Source organism: Rugamonas fusca (assembly GCF_014042365.1).
In the GTDB taxonomy this organism is placed as follows: domain Bacteria; phylum Pseudomonadota; class Gammaproteobacteria; order Burkholderiales; family Burkholderiaceae_D; genus Rugamonas; species Rugamonas fusca.
Genome location: NZ_JACEZS010000032.1, coordinates 17,149 through 35,044, shown reverse-complemented (window position 1 = coordinate 35,044; position 17,896 = coordinate 17,149). Strand labels below are relative to the sequence as shown.

Sequence of the window (17,896 nt, the reverse complement as noted above, 5' to 3'; positions counted from 1 at the left end):
CACGGGCAGCTTATGGTCGACGAGGGCGGATGGGCGCGCACAGGCGCAAATATCCAATTCCGCATTCTAGACCAGAACTCGCCAACGAAATATGACAGATTCTCACCGCCAATCTGAAAAGATGAAAACCGCGCAAGCGCCGTCGCCTGCGCGGCTTGTTGCACGACGCTCAGCGTGCGGCGCTGGGGCGCAGGGCTGCGCCGCGCTTGGCGCCGGCCGCGTCCAGCGTGAGCGTGATGCCGGGCGCGCGGTCGCCCTGCAGCGTGACCTGGAACGCCATCAACTCGTCGCGCCGGAACGCATGGACTTCCACCGTGGCGCCCACGGCATAGCGGGCCAGCAGGTTATCGAGGTTGGCATGCGTGGCGCGCAAGCCATCCACGGCCACCAGCACGTCGCCCGCCGACAGGCCGGCCTGGTGCGCCGCCCCGCCCTCGTGCACGGCCGACAGCTTGCAATCGTTGCCGTCGCGGCCGGGATTGACGTCCAGGCTCGGTTTCGCGGACTTGCGCTCGTCGGCCAGCTTGACGCCGACCGGCGCCAGCAGCTTGGCCAGCGGCAGGTCGGCCGTGCCGCGTACGTATTTGTCGAAGAACGATTTCAGGCGCAGGCCGCTGATCTCGTCGAACAGGGCTTCCACTTCGGCCGGCGTGACGCCGCGGCCGCCGTCCGGGTAAAAGTCGTGGCCGTAGCGCTGCCACAGGGCCAGCATCACATCGTCCAGCGTGCGCTCACCGGCCGTCTTGGCACGGATGGTCAGGTCCAGCGCCAGCGCCACCAGCGAGCCCTTGGTGTAGTAGCTGACGATGGCATTGGGTGCGTTCTCGTCCTGGCGGTAGTACTTGGTCCAGGCATCGAAGCTCGATTCGGCCACGCTCTGCTTGGTGCGGCCGCTGCCGCGCAACACGCTGGCCACCGTCTTGCCCAGCAGTTTGAAGTAGGCCGGCTCGCCGATCAGGCCCGCGCGCACCAGCATCAAGTCGTCGTAATAACTGGTGAAGCCCTCGAATAGCCACAGCAACGGCGAGTGGTTCTCCACTTGCAGGTCATACGGTGCGAAGGCGGCCGGCTTGATGCGCTTGACGTTCCAGGTGTGGAAATACTCGTGGCTGCACAGGCCGAGGAATTGCAGGTAGCCGTCCGGGAGCTCCTTGGTCTGCGGCGCGGCCGTGCTGGGCAGGTCGGCGCGGGCGCAGATCAGGGCCGTCGAGGCGCGGTGCTCCAGGCCGCCGTAGCCGTCGCCCACGGCCATGGTGAGGAACACGTAGCGCTCCATGGGCGCGCGCTTGGTTTTCGGTTCGAAGAAGGCGATCTGGGTTTCGCAGATGGATTTCAGGTCGCGGCACAGGCGCGCCATGTCCAGGTTGGGCACGCGGCCCGTGACGACGATATCGTGCGGCACGCCGTGGGCCTTGAAGGTGGCCAGCGCGAAGTCGCCCATCTCGACCGGGTGATCGATCAGTTCATCGTAATCGGCGGCCACGTAGCTGCCAAAACCATAACGCCTGGCCTTCAGTTCCGGCAGCGCCGTGGCCACGCGCCAGCTGGCGGCGGCCGGGTCGGCCGGGCGCTGGATGTCGACCGTGTGGGTGGCCTGCTCCTGTCCCACCACGCGCAGGAACACGCTGGTGCCGTTGAAGAAGCCGTGGGTCTGGTCCAGGTGGGCGGCGCGCACCGACAAGTCCCAGGCGTAGACTTCGTAATGGACCATCAGCGGGCCGGACACCGGCGCGGCCTGCCAGGTGTGCTTATCGAGCTTGGTGAGCGGTACGTCCTTGCCGTTCGATTCGGCGCGGATCTGGATGATGTTGCGGGCGAATTCGCGGATCATGTAGCTGCCCGGAATCCAGGCCGGCAGCGCCAGTACCTGGCCGTCCGGCGCTGGCGCGCTCACGGCCAGCGTGACCTGGAACAGGTGGCCCGGCAAGTCCTTGGCCACGATGGCGTAGGCAATGGCGGGGCTCTTCTTGTTCTGTGCTTTCTTCATTTTCTTCCTATAGCTGTTCTGGTTCCGGCGCCGCTTGTGGCGGCGCCAGGTCGTCCGGGGTGTCGATATCGCGCAGTATGCCGCTGTCGTCCACCACCACCTCGCATACGGGATGCGCACGCAGGATAGCGCGCGCGCCCTGGTCGCCTTCCAGCGCCAGCAGCAGCGGCAGGTATGCATGGCCAAAGGCGACGGGATGGCCGCGCCGGCCCTGGTACATGGGCACAGCGATACCGGCGCCGTGCTCCACATCCTGCACCGCCGCCGCCAGGCTGGCGATGGTGGCCGCTTGCACAAACGGCATGTCGGCCAGCGCGATCAGCCAGCCTGCGGCGCCACGGGCGTAGTCTATCGCATGGACGAGGGAGGCCGCCATGCCCAGGTCAGCGTCCGGGCATACGCACACCTCGCAACCGAGCGCGCCCAGCGCCGCGGCCAACGCATCCTCACCGGGCCGCACCACGGCCACCACGCGCGGCAGCACGGCCAGCAGATGGCGGGCGCTGGCCTCGGCCACGGTACCGCCGCCGGGCAGCGGCTGCAGCAGCTTGCTGCGCTGGCCGGACGGATCGAACCGGCGGCCCCGCCCGGCCGCCAGCAGCACGCCGGTCAGGCTCACCGGATCACGCACCCTGGCGTTGCCAGCGTCGCCGGCTCAGGCACTGGCCGAAGCCAGATCGAACGGCAGCTTGCGCAGCCGCTTGCCCGTCAGCTTGAACACGGCGTTGGCGAACGCCGGCGCCAGCGGCGGCAAGCCCGGCTCGCCCATGCCCGTTGGCGCTTCGGCCGAGGGCACGATGTGCACCTCGATCACGGGCATGTCGGGCATGCGCGCCACCGTGTAATCGCTGAAGTTCTGCTGCTCCACCACGCCGTCCTTGAGCGTGATGGCGGCGCCGGGCAATGTCATGCCCAGCCCCATCAAGGCCGCGCCCTGGACCTGGGCTTCGATGGTCATCGGGTTGACGGCCAGGTTGCAATGCACACCGGCCGTGACGTGGTGCAGGTGCGGCACGCCATCCTTGACGGAAGCCGTGACCACATAGGCGATCACGGAATTGAACGACTCGTGCATCGCCACGCCCCACGCCTGTCCCTTGGGCAGCGCCTTCTTGCCATAACCCGACCTGGCCACGGCCAGCTCCAGCGCGGCCAGGTGGCGCTTGTGCTTCTCGCCCAGCAGCTGCTTGCGGTAGGCCACCGGGTCCATGTTGGCCGCATGGGCCGCCTCGTCGATCAGCGTCTCCATCACGAAGGCCGTGTGGGTGGAGCCGACCGAGCGCCACCACAGCACGGGCACGTTGGCCTTCACGTTATGCACGGACAGGTTGAGCGGCACTTCATATGGCTCGCCCATGCCCTCGACCATGGTGGCGTCCACCCCGTTCTTGACCATCATCGGCTCGAACGGCGTGCCGCTGATGATGGACTGGCCCACGATGGTGTGGTTCCAGGCCACGATCTTGCCCTTTTCGTCCAGCCCCAGTTCCGCGTGGTGCACGTGCGCCGGGCGGTAGTAGCCGCCGCGGATATCGTCCTCGCGGCTCCAGATCACCTTGACGGGGCCGGATTTGCCGGCCGCCCGGTAAGCCTTGGCCACGTTGACCGCTTCCACCAGGTAGTCCGAGGTCGGCACGGCGCGCCGGCCGAAGCCGCCGCCGGCCATCATTGTGTGCAGCACCACCTGCTCCGGCTTGAAGCCGGCCGTCCTGGCGATGGCGCCCTGGTCGATGGTCTGGAACTGGGTGCCGGCCCACACTTCGCAGCCGTCCGCGCGCAGGTCCACCACGCAGTTGAGCGGTTCCATGGGCGCGTGCGCCAGGTAGGGGAATTCATAGACGGCCGTGATCTTCTTCGGCGCGCCGGCCAGCCGCGAAGTGTCGGCCTGCTTGGCGACGGTGCCCGGCGTTTGCGCCAGCGCCTTGTAGTCGGCCAGTTGCTTGTCGCTGCTGACCTTTTCAACGGCGCTGGTGTCCCAATCGACCTGCAGCGCGTCGCGGCCCAGCTTGGCCGGCCAGTAGCCATCCGCGATCACGGCCACGCCGCTGCCGCCACGGTCGGTCGGCACTTCCAGCACGGCCACCACGCCGCGCATGGACTTGGCCCGCGTGGCGTCGAATTTTGCCACCTTGGCGCCGAACACGGGCGGATGGGCGATCAGCGCCACCTTGGCGCCGGGCGGCTTGAAGTCGATGCCGAACTGCTGGTGCCCGCTGGACTTGGCGCGCGCGTCGAGCCGCTTGACGGGTTTGCCGATCAGGCGGAACTGCCTGGGGTCTTTCAGCGTAACGGTGGCTGGCACCGGCTGCTTCATGGCCGCATCGGCCATGGCGCCATAGCTGGCCTTCTGGCCGGCGGGCCCGGTCAGCACACCGTTGGCCGCCTTGACCTGGGCCGGTGCCACCTTCCACTGCTCGGCGGCGGCCGCCACCAGCATGGCGCGGGCGCGGGCGCCGATTTCGCGGTACTGCGTGAACGAGTGGGCGACGGAACCCGAACCGCCCGTCATCTGGATGCCGAACGCGGGGTCCTTGTACTGCTCTCCGGCCGGCGCAAGTTCGCTGCGCACCTGCGACCAGTCGGCGTCCAGTTCCTCGGCGATCAGCATCGGCAGCGCCGTCTGCACGCCCTGGCCGAATTCGAGCCGGTTGACCTGCACCGTCACGCTGTTGTCCGGCGCGATGTGGAGGAAGGCGTTCGGTTCATAGGTCTTGGCCTGCTGCGCCTGGGCGTTGGCGAAGCGGTTCGCACCGGGTACGAAAAAGCCCAGTACCAGGCCGCCGCCGGCCACCGCGCCGGCCTTGATGAAACCACGCCGGCTCATGCCCTCGCCCGCACCTTGTACCGCCGCCTGCATCGTGTCCTGGTTAAGCCATTCGATACGCATGACGTTCTCCTTCAGGCGAGGGTTTTCGCGGCGTCCTTGATGGCGGCGCGAATCCGTTGATAGGTGCCGCAGCGGCAAATGTTGCCGCTCATGGCGTTGTCGATGTCGGCATCGCTGGGCGCCTTGTTGGCGCGCAGCAGGGCCGTGGCGCTCATCACCTGGCCGCTCTGGCAATAGCCGCACTGGGGCACGTCGTGCCGCACCCACGCCTCCTGCACCGCCTTGCCCACCTTGTCCGACTCCATGGCCTCGATGGTGACGATCTTCTGTCCCACGGCCGCCGAGATCGGGGTCACGCAGGAGCGCACCGGCTGGCCGCCCAGGTGCACGGTGCAGGCGCCGCACAGCGCCGCACCGCAGCCGAACTTGGTGCCGGTGAGATTGAGGTTGTCACGCAGCGCCCACAGGATGGGCGTGGACGGGTCGGCGTCCACCTGCATGTTTTTTCCGTTGATATTCAGGGTAATCATCAATGGCTCCTCTTGATGCAGCGATGAACAAAGGGACAGGCAAAGACGAAACCGGCGCCGCGATGCACGGGCGCCGTCAGACTGCGGACGATGCTCCCGTCCGCATGGGAATTGCCAATACTACTACGCTTACTTGATCGACGACAGCTTCGCTTCCAGCGAGCGGGCGTCGATGGCGCCGGGCACGCGGCTGCCGTCCGTGAAGAAGATGGCCGGCGTACCCGTCACGTTGAGCTTGTGGCCCAGTTCCAGCACCGCGTCGTTGGGCGTATTGCAGGCGGCCGGCGCGGCTGGCGCGGCCTTGCCCGACACCATCCAGTCATCCCAGGCCTTGTTGCGGTCGGCCGAGCACCAGATGTTCTTGGACTTGGTGAACGAATCCTCGGCCAGGATGTTGTACATGAAGGTGTAGACGGTGATGTTGTCCATCGCCTTGATGGTGTTCTGGCGGAAGCGCTTGCAGTAGCCGCAGTTGGGGTCCTCGAACACGGCGATCACGCGCTTGCCATCGCCCTTGACCAGCTTGACGGCCTTGTCCAGCGGCAGGTCGGAGAACTTGATGCGGTTGATTTCGTCGAGCCGTTCGCGGGTCAGGTCGACCGAGGTCTTGGCGTTGTAGATGTGGCCGGAGAACAGGTAGGTGGCCGTCTTGTCGGTGTACAGGATGTCGCCGCCCATGCGCACTTCATACAGGCCGCTGTAAGGCGTCTCCTTGACCGAATCGACCTTGGCGCCGCCGCCCAGGCGCGGCTCGATCAACTTCTTGATGCCCGCCTCGGTCGGCGTCTCGGCGCCCACGCAGGAGGCCATCAGGGCCGACAACAACAGCAGTGCGAACTTGCTCTTTCTCATACCATCTCCGAAAACGACATCACAGGCGCCCGTGCGGCCATCAACCTTGCTGATTTCCCAATGCGTGGGAAATCAGGCGGCGCTTGAGCACGGGCAATTTATCCAGCAAGTTTAATCCCAAATTGCGCACCACGCGCAACGGCTCCACATCCGTGCCGAACAGGCGCGCCAGGCCATCGGTGGTGAACTGCATCAGCAGCACGTTTTCCTTGCGCGCGCGGGCGTAGCGCGCCAGCACCCGCTCATCGCCAATGGCGCGCTGCGGCTCGCGCGCGTTGATGGTGGCCACCAGCTGCGCCACGTCGGCAAAACCCAGGTTCATGCCATGGCCGGCCAGCGGATGGACCACGTGGGCCGCATCGCCCACCAGCGCCACGCGCGGCGCCACCATCGCGTGCGGGCGCATCAGCCGCAGCGGGAAGTCGCGCACCAGTTCCGGACGCAGCGGCGTGAGCGTGCCCAGCTTGTCGCGGGCGTAGACGGCCAGGCGGGCGGCCAGCGCATCGGCCCCCTCGCGGCACAGCGTATCGGCCAGCGCGTCGGGCGCCGACCAGACCAGCGACACCATGTTACCCGGCAGCGGCAGCAGCGCCACGATGCCGTCGGCGCCCGTGAACCACTGGTGGGCCGCGCCCAGGTGCGGTTTCTCGCAATGGAAGTTGCTGACCACGCCGCGCTGGCCGTAGGAGCGGTAATCGAGGCCGATGTCGCACTGGCCACGTACCCAGGACTGGGCGCCGTCGGCGCCCACCACCAGCGCGGCGCGGATGGCCGAGCCGTCGGCCAGTTGCACGGTGGCGCCGTCGTCGTCGCGCAGCAGCGCCGTGGCGTGGCCGGCCACCATGGTCACGTTCTGGGCGAAGCGCAGGGCCGCGTCCAGCGCCTGGTTCAGGTTGCGGTCCTCGACGATCCAGGCCAGCGTGCCCGTGTGGGCGCCGTAGGCGTCGAAACCGAGGGCGCCGGCGTGCTCGCCGTCGCCGTTGACCAGCATGGCATCCACCGGCGCCACCCGGGCCGCATCCAGCGCGCCCCACACCTTGAGCGAAGACAGCAGCTTGTGGGCCGTGTGGTTGAGAGCGAACACCCGCACGTCCCAGCCGGGATCACCGGCGGCCGGCGCCTTGGGCGCGGCCGGCGGCGTGAGCATCGTCACGCTCTGCCCGGCCTGGGCGAAGGCCAGCGCCGTCGTCTTGGCGATGGCGCCATCGCCTACGATACAAATATCACTGTGAAGGTCGCGCCGCATGGTGGGACTGTGGGGGTGGTTGATCGGGGCGTTCATTATAGCGTTTGTGGCGGGCGCCAATTGCTGCGCCTGCCATGATGTTGATATGGCATTGCCTGCCGCCGCAGCTGGCGGAAAAATCTCGCGGGCAAATCTTTTTCACGGACGGCCTTGCCAATTCTCTTGAGCCTGCTATAATTGCGGTCCTTGGCCTGGTAGCTCAGTTGGTAGAGCAGAGGACTGAAAATCCTTGTGTCGGTGGTTCGATTCCGCCCCGGGCCACCAAGAACATCCTTGACGAAACGCCGATCCATGCAGATCGGCGTTTTTGTTTCCGGAACCAGAACCCGCGTGTCCGTTTCCATGCCACATCGCTGCTGGCAAAAGGCTGACTGAAGTTGCCGAATTCATCGCGCGGCATCCGCCCATCCTCACTCTTCTCAAAATGAAAGAGGCTGATCTCCTGCTGCCAGGAATTCTGGTATCGTGACTCAAGCGGCAGGCTCAACAATTGTTCTATCCGCGAATGTAGTTGACCGGTTTTTTTTCCCAAGACCAGTAACTTGACTATACATGGCCATTTCCACCATATTGACCGGACTCCGGAACTTGCCTATCGTCCTGGCCACTGCGGCCGGCCTGGCGCAGGCCGCGCCAACGCCCAACTGCAGCCGCACCTATACCCTGGCGTATCACGAGCATGGCATGTTGTACTCCAAGGCACTGGACCAGGGCATCGACAAGGATGTGGCGGAAGAAATGATCAAACGCAGCGGCTGCAAATTCACCGTCACCGTGATGCCACGGGCGCGCATATGGGCCTTGATCGAATCCGGCCAACTGGATTTCAGCATGTCTGGCATCACCAATCCCGAGCGCGACAAATTTGCGGCATTCGGATGGTATTTGTTCAACAAATATTACCTGCTGGTCCGTAAAGACGCCGGGGTGCGCAGCATAGACGACTTTCAAAGACGCCAGGACCTTTCCCTGGGCACCATTCGCAGCTTTCGCTACAGCGAGCGTTTCAACCATTTGGCCGACGCGCTGCGCGCAGAAAACCGCATCAATGAAGTGGTCAACCACGAGCAGTTGTTGGGCATGCTTAAACTGAATCGCATTCAGGGCATCATCATTGAGCCTTTCAATTACTCGCAAGTCCAGCAGCGGGAACTGTCGGAATTGACCAATTTGTTTGAGTCCGACGACCCCTCGGTTCTGCACGGCCTGATCATGTCCAAGCGATCGCTGTCCCCGGAAGATCAGCAACAGTGGCGCAACATCATCGATGGCATGCGGCGCGACGGCACGCTGTTTCAAATCATGCGCAAATATTTTGGCGACCGCCAAGCGAAAGCCATGACCACTTTTTGATGCCTTTGGATCCAGCGTTGCAGGCCCGTCGCCCTGGCACAGTGCGTGCTCAGTGCATGCTCAGTGCGAGATCGGCTGGAAGTCCGGGTCGTCGAAATACTTGCCGTAGTTGTTGAGCGCACCGATCACCTTCACGGCGCCGTCCTGGGGCGTGCCCGATTTGGCCTTGCCTGCCATGTGCTCCGCACCGGCCAGCAACTCGGCGACCACGACATGCAGTTGCGCATCGGCAGCCGGCGCCAGTTTGCAGTTGGCGACCATGTCGGCCACGCCATCCTCCACTTTCCTGGCCAGCGCCGCATAGGCTTGGGGCGGCATCTTGTTGGCGTGGATCGCGTCCAGGGAGCTTGCCATCGACTGGCGAATGGCGCCCATGTCCTTGCGCAGCGCGGCATCGGTTTCCCATTTCTTGCCCGCATTGAGTTGCAGCGTGGCGCCGTGCGCATCGTGGCCGTGCTGATGCATGTCCTGCGCTGCGAAGGCGGGCGCCGTGGCCAGGGCGCACACGGCGAGGACGGTCAAGACGGTTTGCTTCATTTTGCCTGCTCCGGTGCAAGGAAAGGTTATCGAGGACGGTTGCCACCCACCTATTCTCGCTGAACGCCGATTCCAAGCACATAGGTCAAGATGCCTAGCCCGGACATAAAGCCCCCCACCGGGACCACGCCGGATTGATCGCTTTTCGCGTTCAGCAAAGAGCGAACTACAGCGTCAAAGACGCGGCCTCGCGCCAGGCGGCAATGGCGGGGCCGATATCCTCCAGCCGCGCGAGTGTCGTCACGCCGGGCAACGCCAGTTTGACCAGCGCCGGATGACTGCCACCGGCCCAGATCTGCACCTGCTCCGGCAGCGCCAGGCGCACGTCGCGCAAGTTGCGCTGCACGTCCGTGGCACGCATGGTCTGGCTGAAGCTGAGCGCCAGCACGTCAATCGCTTGCGCGCTCACCGCCTGTACCAGCTGCTGGAGCGGCGTCTGCAGCCCGAGCGAGCGGCAGTCGCAGCCCTGCAGCGCCATCAGGGTATGCGCCATCAACAAGCCCAATCCATGTGCTTCCTGCGGTACCGTGGTCAACAGGATGCGCGGCCGTTGCCGGGCGCTTTGCAGCATCAATTCGGCCAGCGCCTGGCGCAGCATGGTGCTGACGCATTCGGTGTACAAGTGCTCCTCGAACACTTCGATCTGGCCGCGCGCCCACGCCCGCCCCACTTCGGCCGTCAAGTCGGCCAGCACGTCGCACACCAGGCCGGCGAGACCGAGCCGCTTGGCGCTCCGGTTCAGCAGTTGCAGCAGTGCCGGCATATCGTGCTGGCGCAAGGCCCGCAGGCAGTCGGCATGCAAGGCGAGCGCCGCGGCCGGCGGCGGCGGCGCGACCGTCTGGCGCTGGTCCAGCAGCCCTTGCAACGCCTCCAGCGGCAAGCCGGCGATCGCCGCCGGGCGCAGGCCGCCGCTCAACAGGATTTGCATCAACTGCAGGCGCTGCACCTGGTCCGCGGGGTACAGGCGCTCCCCTTGCTGGTTGCGCAACGGTTGTGGAAAGCCGTAACGGCGTTCCCAGATGCGCAAGGTGTCCTTGGACAACCTGGTGTCGCGTTCCACGGCGGCGATGGTGAACAATTCCTGAGGATTCATGCGGTTTGCCAGAAAAGAATGCTGAATTGATATGGCGCCATTTTAGCCACGCCGCCCATTTTGTCCTAGACAAAAATATTTCCCGCGGGCATAATTGCCTCCACTTTGTCTTAGACAAAATTATACCCAAGGGGGCTTACGATGACTATCCAGGTACCAGCCTGCCAGGCTTGCCGCGCCGGCCGCGCACTGCCGTTCGACTTCACCATGGCGTTCCAGCCTATCGTGGACGTCGAGCGACGGACCGTGTTCGCGCATGAATCGCTGGTGCGCGGCCTCGACGGGGCGGGCGCGGCGCACGTGTTGTCGCAGGTAAATGCCGAGAACCGCTATGCCTTCGACCAGGCCTGCCGCACCAAGGCCGTGGAGCTGGCCAGCGGCCTGGGCCTGCAAGGCTTGTTGAGCATCAATTTCCTGCCCAATGCCGTGTACGAGCCCGAGACATGCATCCGCGCCACGCTGGCAGCGGCACGGCGCCACCAGATGCCGACCCACCGCCTGCTGTTCGAAATCACGGAAAGCGAGCAAGTGCGCGACAAGCAGCACCTGCGCAACATCGTGCGGGAATACCGGCGCCAGGGCTTCAAGACCGCCATCGACGATTTCGGCGCCGGCTATGCCGGGCTGAACCTGCTGGCCGACTTCCAGCCCGACTACATCAAGCTCGACATGGACCTGATCCGCGACGTGCACGAGAACCACGTGCGCCAGGTCATCGTGCGCAGCATCATCGAGGTCTGCCGGGCGCTGCGGATCGAAGTCATCGCCGAAGGGGTGGAATCGGTGGGCGAACTGCGCTACCTGCGCGCGCAGGGCGTCAAGCTGTTCCAGGGCTACCTGTTCAGTCGCCCGGTCGTCGGCCAGGTGCCCGGCATTCATTGGGCGGCAGCAACCACGCCTGCCGCATTCACGCCAACAAAGGATCTGTCATGCATCCACTGACCGTGCGCAGCAAGCTGCGCCTCGCTTTCGGCGCGCTGACCCTGCTGGTGCTGGCGATGGCGCTGTCCGCCAACTACCTGCTGTCTGCCACCAGCGAACGTTTCGACCAATTCGTCAATGGCATCAACGCCCGCGCCCACACCATGGAGCGGCTGCGCGCCGCCGTGGACGACCGCGCCATCGCGGCCCGTAACCTGGTGCTGGTGGCGTCACCCGCCGACCTGGCCCTGGAGCAGCAAGCCGTGATGGCGGCGCACGCCCGTGTCGGCGAGCAACTGGCGCGCCTGCAGCAGCTGGCGCAGGCGCCGGACGTGCCCTCGCTGGTGCGCGACAAGATCGCCGCCGTGGCCGAGGTCGAACAACGCTACGCCCCGGTGGCGCTCGATATTGTCCACCTGGCGCTGCAGGGCCAGCATGAACGGGCCGTACAGCGCATGAACGAGGATTGCCGGCCCCTGTTGCGGCAACTGACCGCTGCCGCCGACGACTACGCCACCTTGACGGCCGGCCGTGCGCAAGCCATGGTGGCGGCGGCCCACGCCACTTACCAGGCGCAGCGCCGCAGCTACATCGGCGGCATGGCGCTGGCGGTGCTGCTGTCGGTGCTGGCCGGCTTGGCCATCGAGCGCAGCCTGGCGGCCGAGCTCGGTGCTGAACCGCACGTGCTGCGCGCGCTGTTCAGCCGCCTGGCGGCAGGCGACCTGACGCAGCGCTTCGACCTGGCGCCCGGTGACCAGCGCAGCGTGCTGGCCTACGCGGCGCACATGCAGCGCGGGCTGAGCGACATGGTCAGCGGCGTGCGCGCCCATGCGGAGACCGTATCGGCCGCGGCCAGCCAGATTTCCGCCGGCAACCAGGACCTGGCCGCGCGCACGGACAGCCAGGCCAGCGCGCTGGTGCAAACCGTGGGCGCCATGGCGCGTTTCGGCGCCACCGTCCAGCGCAATGCCGAACATGCCCAACTGGCCTACACACTGGCGGTGCGCGCCAACCAGATGGCGGAACAGGGCGGCGGCGCCGTCCAGCAGGCGGTGCATACCATGCAGAGCGTCAACGACAGCGCGCGGCAGATCGCCGACATCATCGGCGTGATCGAGAGTATTGCTTTCCAGAGCAACATCCTGGCGCTGAATGCCTCGGTGGAGGCGGCCCGCGCGGGCGAACAGGGGCGTGGCTTCGCCGTCGTCGCCAGCGAAGTACGCAGCCTGGCCCAGCGCAGCGCGAGCGCGGCGCAGGAAATCAAGGTACTGATCACCAACAGCGTCGAGCGCATCGACCAGGGCGCCATGCACGTGGCGGCGGCCGGCAACGCCATGGCGGAGATTGTCGGTGGTATCCAGCGGGTCTCGGCGGAGGTGAGCGACATCGCCCAGGCCAGCCGCGACCAGAATGCCGGCCTGGAGCAGGTGTCGGGCGCCATGCAGCGGATCGACAGCGCCACCCAGCACAACGCCAGCATGGTCAGCCAGATTGCCGCCGCGGCTGGCGAGCTGAAACACAAGGCGCAGCACCTGGCGCAGGCGGTGGCAGCGTTCCGCCTGCGCGCGGGCGGCGACACGCGGCAGCCCGGCAAGGCGCCAGCGGCGCCGGCGCAGATCGCCGGCCGCCTGCCCGGCGCCAGCCCGGCCGCCTGAGCCGGCGAACAGTCGCCGCGACGGGCGCGCGCCCACCGCGCCTCAGAACGCCGCCCACCCCTGCAGCGCCCCCTCGTCCGGGGCGGTGCCGCCGGGCATGGCCAGTTGCGCCGCGTAGTTGGCGCCGGTCATGGTGGCGACCACGGCGGCCTGGTCGATGCCGCCTTCCTTGATCCATTCGCGCTGCGTCGCATACGGCCGGTTCACGCCGGCCCGGTCGAACACATCATTGGCGTCGTAGAACATGCCGGTCTGCAAGGCCACCGCCGCGTCGATCTTGTACAGGTTGGTTTGCAGCACCTGCTGCGCGAAGGTGGGGTCGATGCGCTTGAGGATGCCGTAGGCGCCGGTGGAGACGAACTGGCTGTCATATTTCGTTTGCTGCCCGGCCTGCGCGTGGCCGGTCGCGTAGGCGTTGTTCACATGCTCCATCATCGAAATGCCGCCGGCGCCGTTCCATGGCTGAAAACCCGTGGCCCGGATCGTCGCGGGCGACCGCGCGTCGAATCGGTAGACAAAAGCGGGCAATTCTTTTTGGTTTATCACCCTGCCGATGATGCGCCTGGCCCGATTCACACCCTCGGGCAACCAACCGTATTTGGCCATGATATTTCTCCCCTTTTGATGGTCATCTAAAAGATTGAAACCTACCTCCGCCGTGCACGACTCGTGTTTTCTTTCCGACAAGCCAAATCACTTTAGCACACGCACATCGAAAAGCTATCAATCCGCCAGCCACCTGCGCATGCAGCAACACCGGCCCCGCAAATGGTATTGCTTAAAGTTAATTTTGTGGTTTTTCCATCAATTTCGCATGTTATTTAGACATCGCGATTGACCCCGGATTGGAACGCTCATAGCATCGGATTTCGATCGCCGCGACCGGCGGCCGTATCGTTTCTGGCGTGCAAGACCATCCCTCCCATTCACGATTTCCAGGACTCATCATGTTCAAAAAACATCTCGGCAATACCCGTAGCGTCCTCGTCATGACCCTGCTGGCGGCCGCCGCCGGCGCGCACTGTGCCGCCGCCAGCGCCGCCGCCGCCGATGGCACGGTGCGCGTCATCGTCGGCTTCAAGGCGGGCACCGTCGCCAATGGCAAGGCGGCGCTGGCCGCCGCGCAAGGCAATATCGTGCAGGACTTGCCTGAGATCAGCGCCTCGGCCGCCCAGGTGCCGGCCAAGGCGCTGGACGGCTTGCGCAACAATCCCTTGATCGAGTTCGTGGAGCCAGACCAGAAACGCATGCCGTTCGCCGCCAGCACGCCATCGACGGGCGCGCCCTACCAGCTGGGCCAGCAAGTCCCCTACGGCATCGCCATGGTCCAGGCCGACCAGCTGCCCGACACCTACGCCAGCAACCGCATGCTGTGCATCATCGACTCGGGCATCGACCTGGCCCACGAGGACTTGCACGGCAACCACGTCACCGGCGACACCAACCCCGGCACCGGCAACTGGTACACCGACGAGAACCACCACGGCACCCACGTGGCCGGCACCATCGCCGCCATCAACAATGCCGGCGTCGGTGTGGTGGGCGTCAATCCCGGCCGCCAGCTCAACCTGCATATCGTCAAGGTGTTCGGCGCCGACGGCTGGGCCTACACCTCGACCCTGATCGCGGCCGCCAACAAGTGTGGCGCGGCCGGCGCCAATGTGATCAGCATGTCGCTGGGCGGCGGCGACCGCAGCATCGCCGAGGAACGCGCCTTCGATGGCCTGGCCAGGCGCGGCGTGCTGTCCATCGCGGCCGCCGGCAACGACGGCAACGACACCCAGTCCTACCCGGCCGGCTACAGCAGCGTAATGTCGATCGGCGCGCTGGACCAGAACCAGCAGATCGCTACCTTCTCCCAGTTCACGCCCAAAGTCGAGCTGTCGGCGCCGGGCGTGGACGTGCTCTCGACCGTGCCCATGGGCACCGGCCGCGCCGCCTCGCTGGCAGTCGGGGCCACCAGCTACGCGCCACGGGAAATGGACGGCTCGCCAGCCGCCAGCGCCCACGCCCCGCTGGCCGACTTCGGCCTGGGCACGGCCACCGACAGCACCATGGCCGGCAAGGTGTGCCTGATCAAACGGGGTTCGGTCTCGTTCGCCACCAAGGTCAGCAACTGCCAGGCCAGCGGCGGCGTTGGCGCCGTGGTGTACAACAACGTGGCCGGCGGCCTGAACGGCACGCTGGGCACCACCGTCACCACCATCCCCTCGGTCGGCGTGTCCGATACGGAAGGGGCCAGCCTGCTGACGCAAGTGGGCCAGCAAGCCAACCTGACCGTGACGGCCACCAACTACGCGCTCTACAACGGCACGTCGATGGCCACGCCGCACGTGTCGGCCGTGGCGGCGCTGGTGTGGAGCTACTTCCCGCAGTGCAGCGCCAGCCAGATCCGCAGCTCGCTCGACAAATCCGCGCTCGACCTGGGCACGCCGGGCCGCGACCCGTACTTTGGCTATGGCCTGGTGCAGGCGAAGGCCGCGTATGACCGCATCCGCAGCCAGGGTTGCGGCAACTGAGTCGGAAATGGCGCCGCTCCCGTCCCTCCATGGGAGCGGCGTCCGCTCAATGTGAACGGATGGCGGCCGGCAGGCACACCACGGTGCCGCGCCGCGCCGCGCCGGCGAACAATACCACCGAGGCGATCGCCAACACGTCCGTGGCCAGCAGCATGGCCGTGAAGGGCGAGGCCACGCCGGCGCCGGCCAGCAGGTCACGCCCGGCGCCCACCGCGAGGCTGCCCAGCGAGATGGCCACCACGTTAATCGCCATCATGGTGAAGCCGGCCACGGTGGAGCGCATGGTGGCCGGCACCATGCCCTGGATCAGCGTGTTGGCCGGGCCGTAGGCGGCCATCGGCAGGAAGGCGCCGGCGCACATGCCCAGGTAGAACAGCGCGGAACCGGGCGCGGCGAAACGGTAAGCGAGCATGAACGGCGCGCACAGCACCACCAGCGCCGCCACGAAACCGGCGTGACCACCCTTGATGACATGCGCGAAGCGGTCCCCCAGCCCGCCGCCGAACACGGCGCCGATGGTGCCGAACACCAGTTGCAGCATGCCGATGCGCTTGGCCATGGCGGCCGCGTCCAGCCCCCGCTCATCGACCAGCCACACTTGCGTGAATGCGAAACCGGCGAACACCATGTGCAGCAGCACGAAGCCGGCGATTACTTGTAGCAGGCCCGGCGTGTTGCGCACGGTGCGGGCCAGGGCCCGCAACTGCGCGCCGAACGGGGCGCCGCGCTCATGCCCCGGCTGGCCGCGTTCCTCCGACAGGCAGGCCAGCGGCAGCGCCAGCAGCGCGCCGATCACGCCCAGCGCGTGGAAGGTGTCGCGCCAGCCGTGCGTTTCGCCGTAGGTACCGGCCAGCAGGAAGCTGAAGCCGATGCCCAGCGGGATGCCGGTGAAGAAGATGCCGATCACCGTGCCGCGCCGGCGCGCCGGGAACAGATCGGCCAGCAGGCTGACGGCGGCCGGCACCAGCGCCGCCTCGCCGCTGGCGACGAAAAAGCGCGCCATCGCCATCTGCGTGAAATCGTGCACGTTGCCGGAGGCCCAGGTGCAGACGCTCCACACCAGCATGCCCACGGCCACCACGCGCGGGCGCGAGTAGCGGTCCGCCAGCGTGCCCATGAACATGGCCATCAGGCCGAAACTCAGCACCCAGACGGCACCGACCAGGAATCCATACTGCGCGTTGGAGAGCCCGATGTCGCGGATGATCTGCGGCGAAAAGCCGAGCAGCATATTGCGGTCCACATGCGCGAGGATGTGGGCGAACAGCAGGACGCACAGGGCGATCCGGGGGAAGTGCCGCCATTGCATGATGATTACCCCACCCGGTTCATCGGGAAGCCACGCTGGCCGGGCTTGCGGTTGGGCGCCATGCCCAGCTTGGCCAACGTCGTGTCGACATCATTGTATTGGGTGCCGATCTGGTAGATGGTACGCGCTTCCTTGCCGGTGGCCACATCGCGGCCCACTTCGCGCGCCAGGCGCACCATCTGCTCGATCTGCTCCACCGAGGTCATGCGCTCGCCGGGACGGCGCCACAGGTTGTCCTCGATGCCCACGCGCACGTGCAAGCCCATGGCGATGGCCATCATGTTCATCGGCGCCACGTTGCGCATGATGCCTTCGATGGTCAGCACGGCGCCATCGGGTACCTGGCGAATGAACTCCATCATGTGGAACGGGTCGGGGCCGGCCGCGCCGCCGCCGATGGCCACATAGTTCAGCACCAGCGGGCCGTTATAGTTACCGCGCCGGATCAGGCGCTTGACCGTCTCCAGTTGCGACACGCCGCCCAGCATGAAGTGCGGCTGGATGCGCGCTTCCTGCAGCCGCTTCAGGTGTTCGATGTAGAAGGTGGGCGTGGCCTCGGTGCACATGTCCTGGTAGGCCGCCTTCACCCGCGGATCGGCCAGCATGGTGCCGGCGCCGTCTTCGGCCGTCATCAGCTCGAACACGTTCATCTGCATGTTGTTGATGGCGATGGTGACCTGGTCCGGCTTCGGGGTCAGCTCGGCCAGCATGTGGCGCGTGTCGTGGCTCAGCCACTTGGCCTCGGCGCCCTCGCCTTCGGGCGCGAACGAGATCGAACCGCCCACCTGCAGCACCATCTCCGGCACGGCTTCGCGCAGGCGGCCCAGCATTTCATTGAACTTGGACAGGCGCTTGGAACCCTTGCCGTCATCCTCACGCACGTGCACGTGCAGCACGGTGGCGCCGGCGTTCCAGCAGTCGACCGCCTTCTGCACCTGCTGGTCCATGGTGACGGCGATGTCGTCCGAATCGCTGGGGATGAACTGCGGGCCGAACGGCGCCACCTGGATCACGAGCTTTTCCTGGTTTTCCGGCAGGAGGGAATCGTCGAAGAATTGCATGGTAAG

At 66.1% G+C, this 17,896-nt stretch carries 15 protein-coding genes and 1 tRNA gene; 5 read left to right on the top strand and 11 right to left on the bottom strand.

All coding sequences use genetic code 11. The annotated features are described in order from the left end of the window. Positions 1 to 169 precede the first annotated feature (169 nt). The 6 genes from H3H36_RS24320 to H3H36_RS24295 all read right to left on the bottom strand — a co-directional run bounded on the left by H3H36_RS24320 (position 170) and on the right by H3H36_RS24295 (position 7,478). Positions 170 to 1,987 carry a M61 family metallopeptidase gene (locus H3H36_RS24320; RefSeq protein ID WP_182220636.1) on the bottom strand — a complete coding sequence of 606 codons (1,818 nt, stop codon included), beginning with the start codon at positions 1,985 to 1,987 and terminating at the stop codon, positions 170 to 172. 7 nt (positions 1,988 to 1,994) lie between these two features. After that, complete coding sequence (locus H3H36_RS24315) at positions 1,995 to 2,618, bottom strand: nucleotidyltransferase family protein (RefSeq protein WP_311196687.1); 624 nt, start codon at positions 2,616 to 2,618, stop codon at positions 1,995 to 1,997. A gap of 24 nt (positions 2,619 to 2,642) precedes the next feature. Then, positions 2,643 to 4,874 carry a xanthine dehydrogenase family protein molybdopterin-binding subunit gene (locus tag H3H36_RS24310; protein WP_182220635.1) on the bottom strand — a complete coding sequence of 744 codons (2,232 nt, stop codon included), beginning with the start codon at positions 4,872 to 4,874 and terminating at the stop codon, positions 2,643 to 2,645. An 11-nt stretch (positions 4,875 to 4,885) separates the two neighbouring features. After that, a complete protein-coding gene (locus H3H36_RS24305) occupies positions 4,886 to 5,344 on the bottom strand; it encodes a (2Fe-2S)-binding protein (RefSeq protein WP_182220634.1) in 459 nt (152 codons plus the stop codon). A 129-nt stretch (positions 5,345 to 5,473) separates the two neighbouring features. Next, positions 5,474 to 6,196: a DsbC family protein gene (locus H3H36_RS24300; protein WP_182220633.1), complete on the bottom strand. Its 723-nt coding sequence runs from the start codon at positions 6,194 to 6,196 to the stop codon at positions 5,474 to 5,476. Positions 6,197 to 6,236: 40 nt separating this feature from the next. Next, positions 6,237 to 7,478, bottom strand: a complete 1,242-nt coding sequence (locus tag H3H36_RS24295; protein ID WP_229220084.1) for an FAD-dependent monooxygenase — start codon at positions 7,476 to 7,478, stop codon at positions 6,237 to 6,239. A 152-nt stretch (positions 7,479 to 7,630) separates the two neighbouring features. On the opposite strand from H3H36_RS24295, the gene H3H36_RS24290 reads away from it, so the two are divergent. Together H3H36_RS24290 and H3H36_RS24285 are read left to right on the top strand one after the other, a co-directional pair. After that, positions 7,631 to 7,706 (top strand) — tRNA-Phe (locus H3H36_RS24290). A 288-nt stretch (positions 7,707 to 7,994) separates the two neighbouring features. Continuing rightward, a complete protein-coding gene (locus tag H3H36_RS24285) occupies positions 7,995 to 8,795 on the top strand; it encodes a substrate-binding periplasmic protein (protein ID WP_182220632.1) in 801 nt (266 codons plus the stop codon). 60 nt (positions 8,796 to 8,855) lie between these two features. Here the strand turns inward: H3H36_RS24285 and H3H36_RS24280 are convergent, their stop codons facing one another. Continuing rightward, complete coding sequence (locus H3H36_RS24280; RefSeq protein WP_182220631.1) at positions 8,856 to 9,332, bottom strand: hypothetical protein; 477 nt, start codon at positions 9,330 to 9,332, stop codon at positions 8,856 to 8,858. A gap of 166 nt (positions 9,333 to 9,498) precedes the next feature. Further along, positions 9,499 to 10,425 carry a MerR family transcriptional regulator gene (locus H3H36_RS24275; protein ID WP_229220083.1) on the bottom strand — a complete coding sequence of 309 codons (927 nt, stop codon included), beginning with the start codon at positions 10,423 to 10,425 and terminating at the stop codon, positions 9,499 to 9,501. Between the two features lie 141 nt (positions 10,426 to 10,566). Between H3H36_RS24275 and H3H36_RS24270 the strand changes: the two genes are divergently transcribed. Together H3H36_RS24270 and H3H36_RS24265 are read left to right on the top strand one after the other, a co-directional pair. Next, on the top strand, positions 10,567 to 11,367 hold the full coding sequence (locus H3H36_RS24270) for an EAL domain-containing protein (RefSeq protein WP_220459849.1): 801 nt from the start codon (positions 10,567 to 10,569) through the stop codon (positions 11,365 to 11,367). Then, positions 11,355 to 13,001, top strand: coding sequence for a methyl-accepting chemotaxis protein (locus H3H36_RS24265; RefSeq protein ID WP_220459848.1), 1,647 nt, complete (start codon positions 11,355 to 11,357; stop codon positions 12,999 to 13,001). Before H3H36_RS24270 ends, H3H36_RS24265 begins: the two co-directional genes overlap by 13 nt. A 42-nt stretch (positions 13,002 to 13,043) precedes the next feature. Here the strand turns inward: H3H36_RS24265 and H3H36_RS24260 are convergent, their stop codons facing one another. After that, positions 13,044 to 13,607, bottom strand: coding sequence for a scabin-related ADP-ribosyltransferase (locus H3H36_RS24260; RefSeq protein WP_375539618.1), 564 nt, complete (start codon positions 13,605 to 13,607; stop codon positions 13,044 to 13,046). Between the two features lie 341 nt (positions 13,608 to 13,948). On the opposite strand from H3H36_RS24260, the gene H3H36_RS24255 reads away from it, so the two are divergent. Beyond that, positions 13,949 to 15,520, top strand: a complete 1,572-nt coding sequence (locus H3H36_RS24255) for a S8 family serine peptidase (RefSeq protein ID WP_229220082.1) — start codon at positions 13,949 to 13,951, stop codon at positions 15,518 to 15,520. A 46-nt stretch (positions 15,521 to 15,566) separates the two neighbouring features. On the opposite strand, the gene H3H36_RS24250 is transcribed toward H3H36_RS24255, so the two are convergent. Both H3H36_RS24250 and H3H36_RS24245 read right to left on the bottom strand, forming a co-directional pair. Continuing rightward, complete coding sequence (locus H3H36_RS24250; protein WP_182220629.1) at positions 15,567 to 16,829, bottom strand: MFS transporter; 1,263 nt, start codon at positions 16,827 to 16,829, stop codon at positions 15,567 to 15,569. Between the two features lie 5 nt (positions 16,830 to 16,834). Further along, a complete protein-coding gene (locus H3H36_RS24245; protein WP_182220628.1) occupies positions 16,835 to 17,890 on the bottom strand; it encodes a beta-keto acid cleavage family enzyme in 1,056 nt (351 codons plus the stop codon). Positions 17,891 to 17,896: the final 6 nt, after the last annotated feature.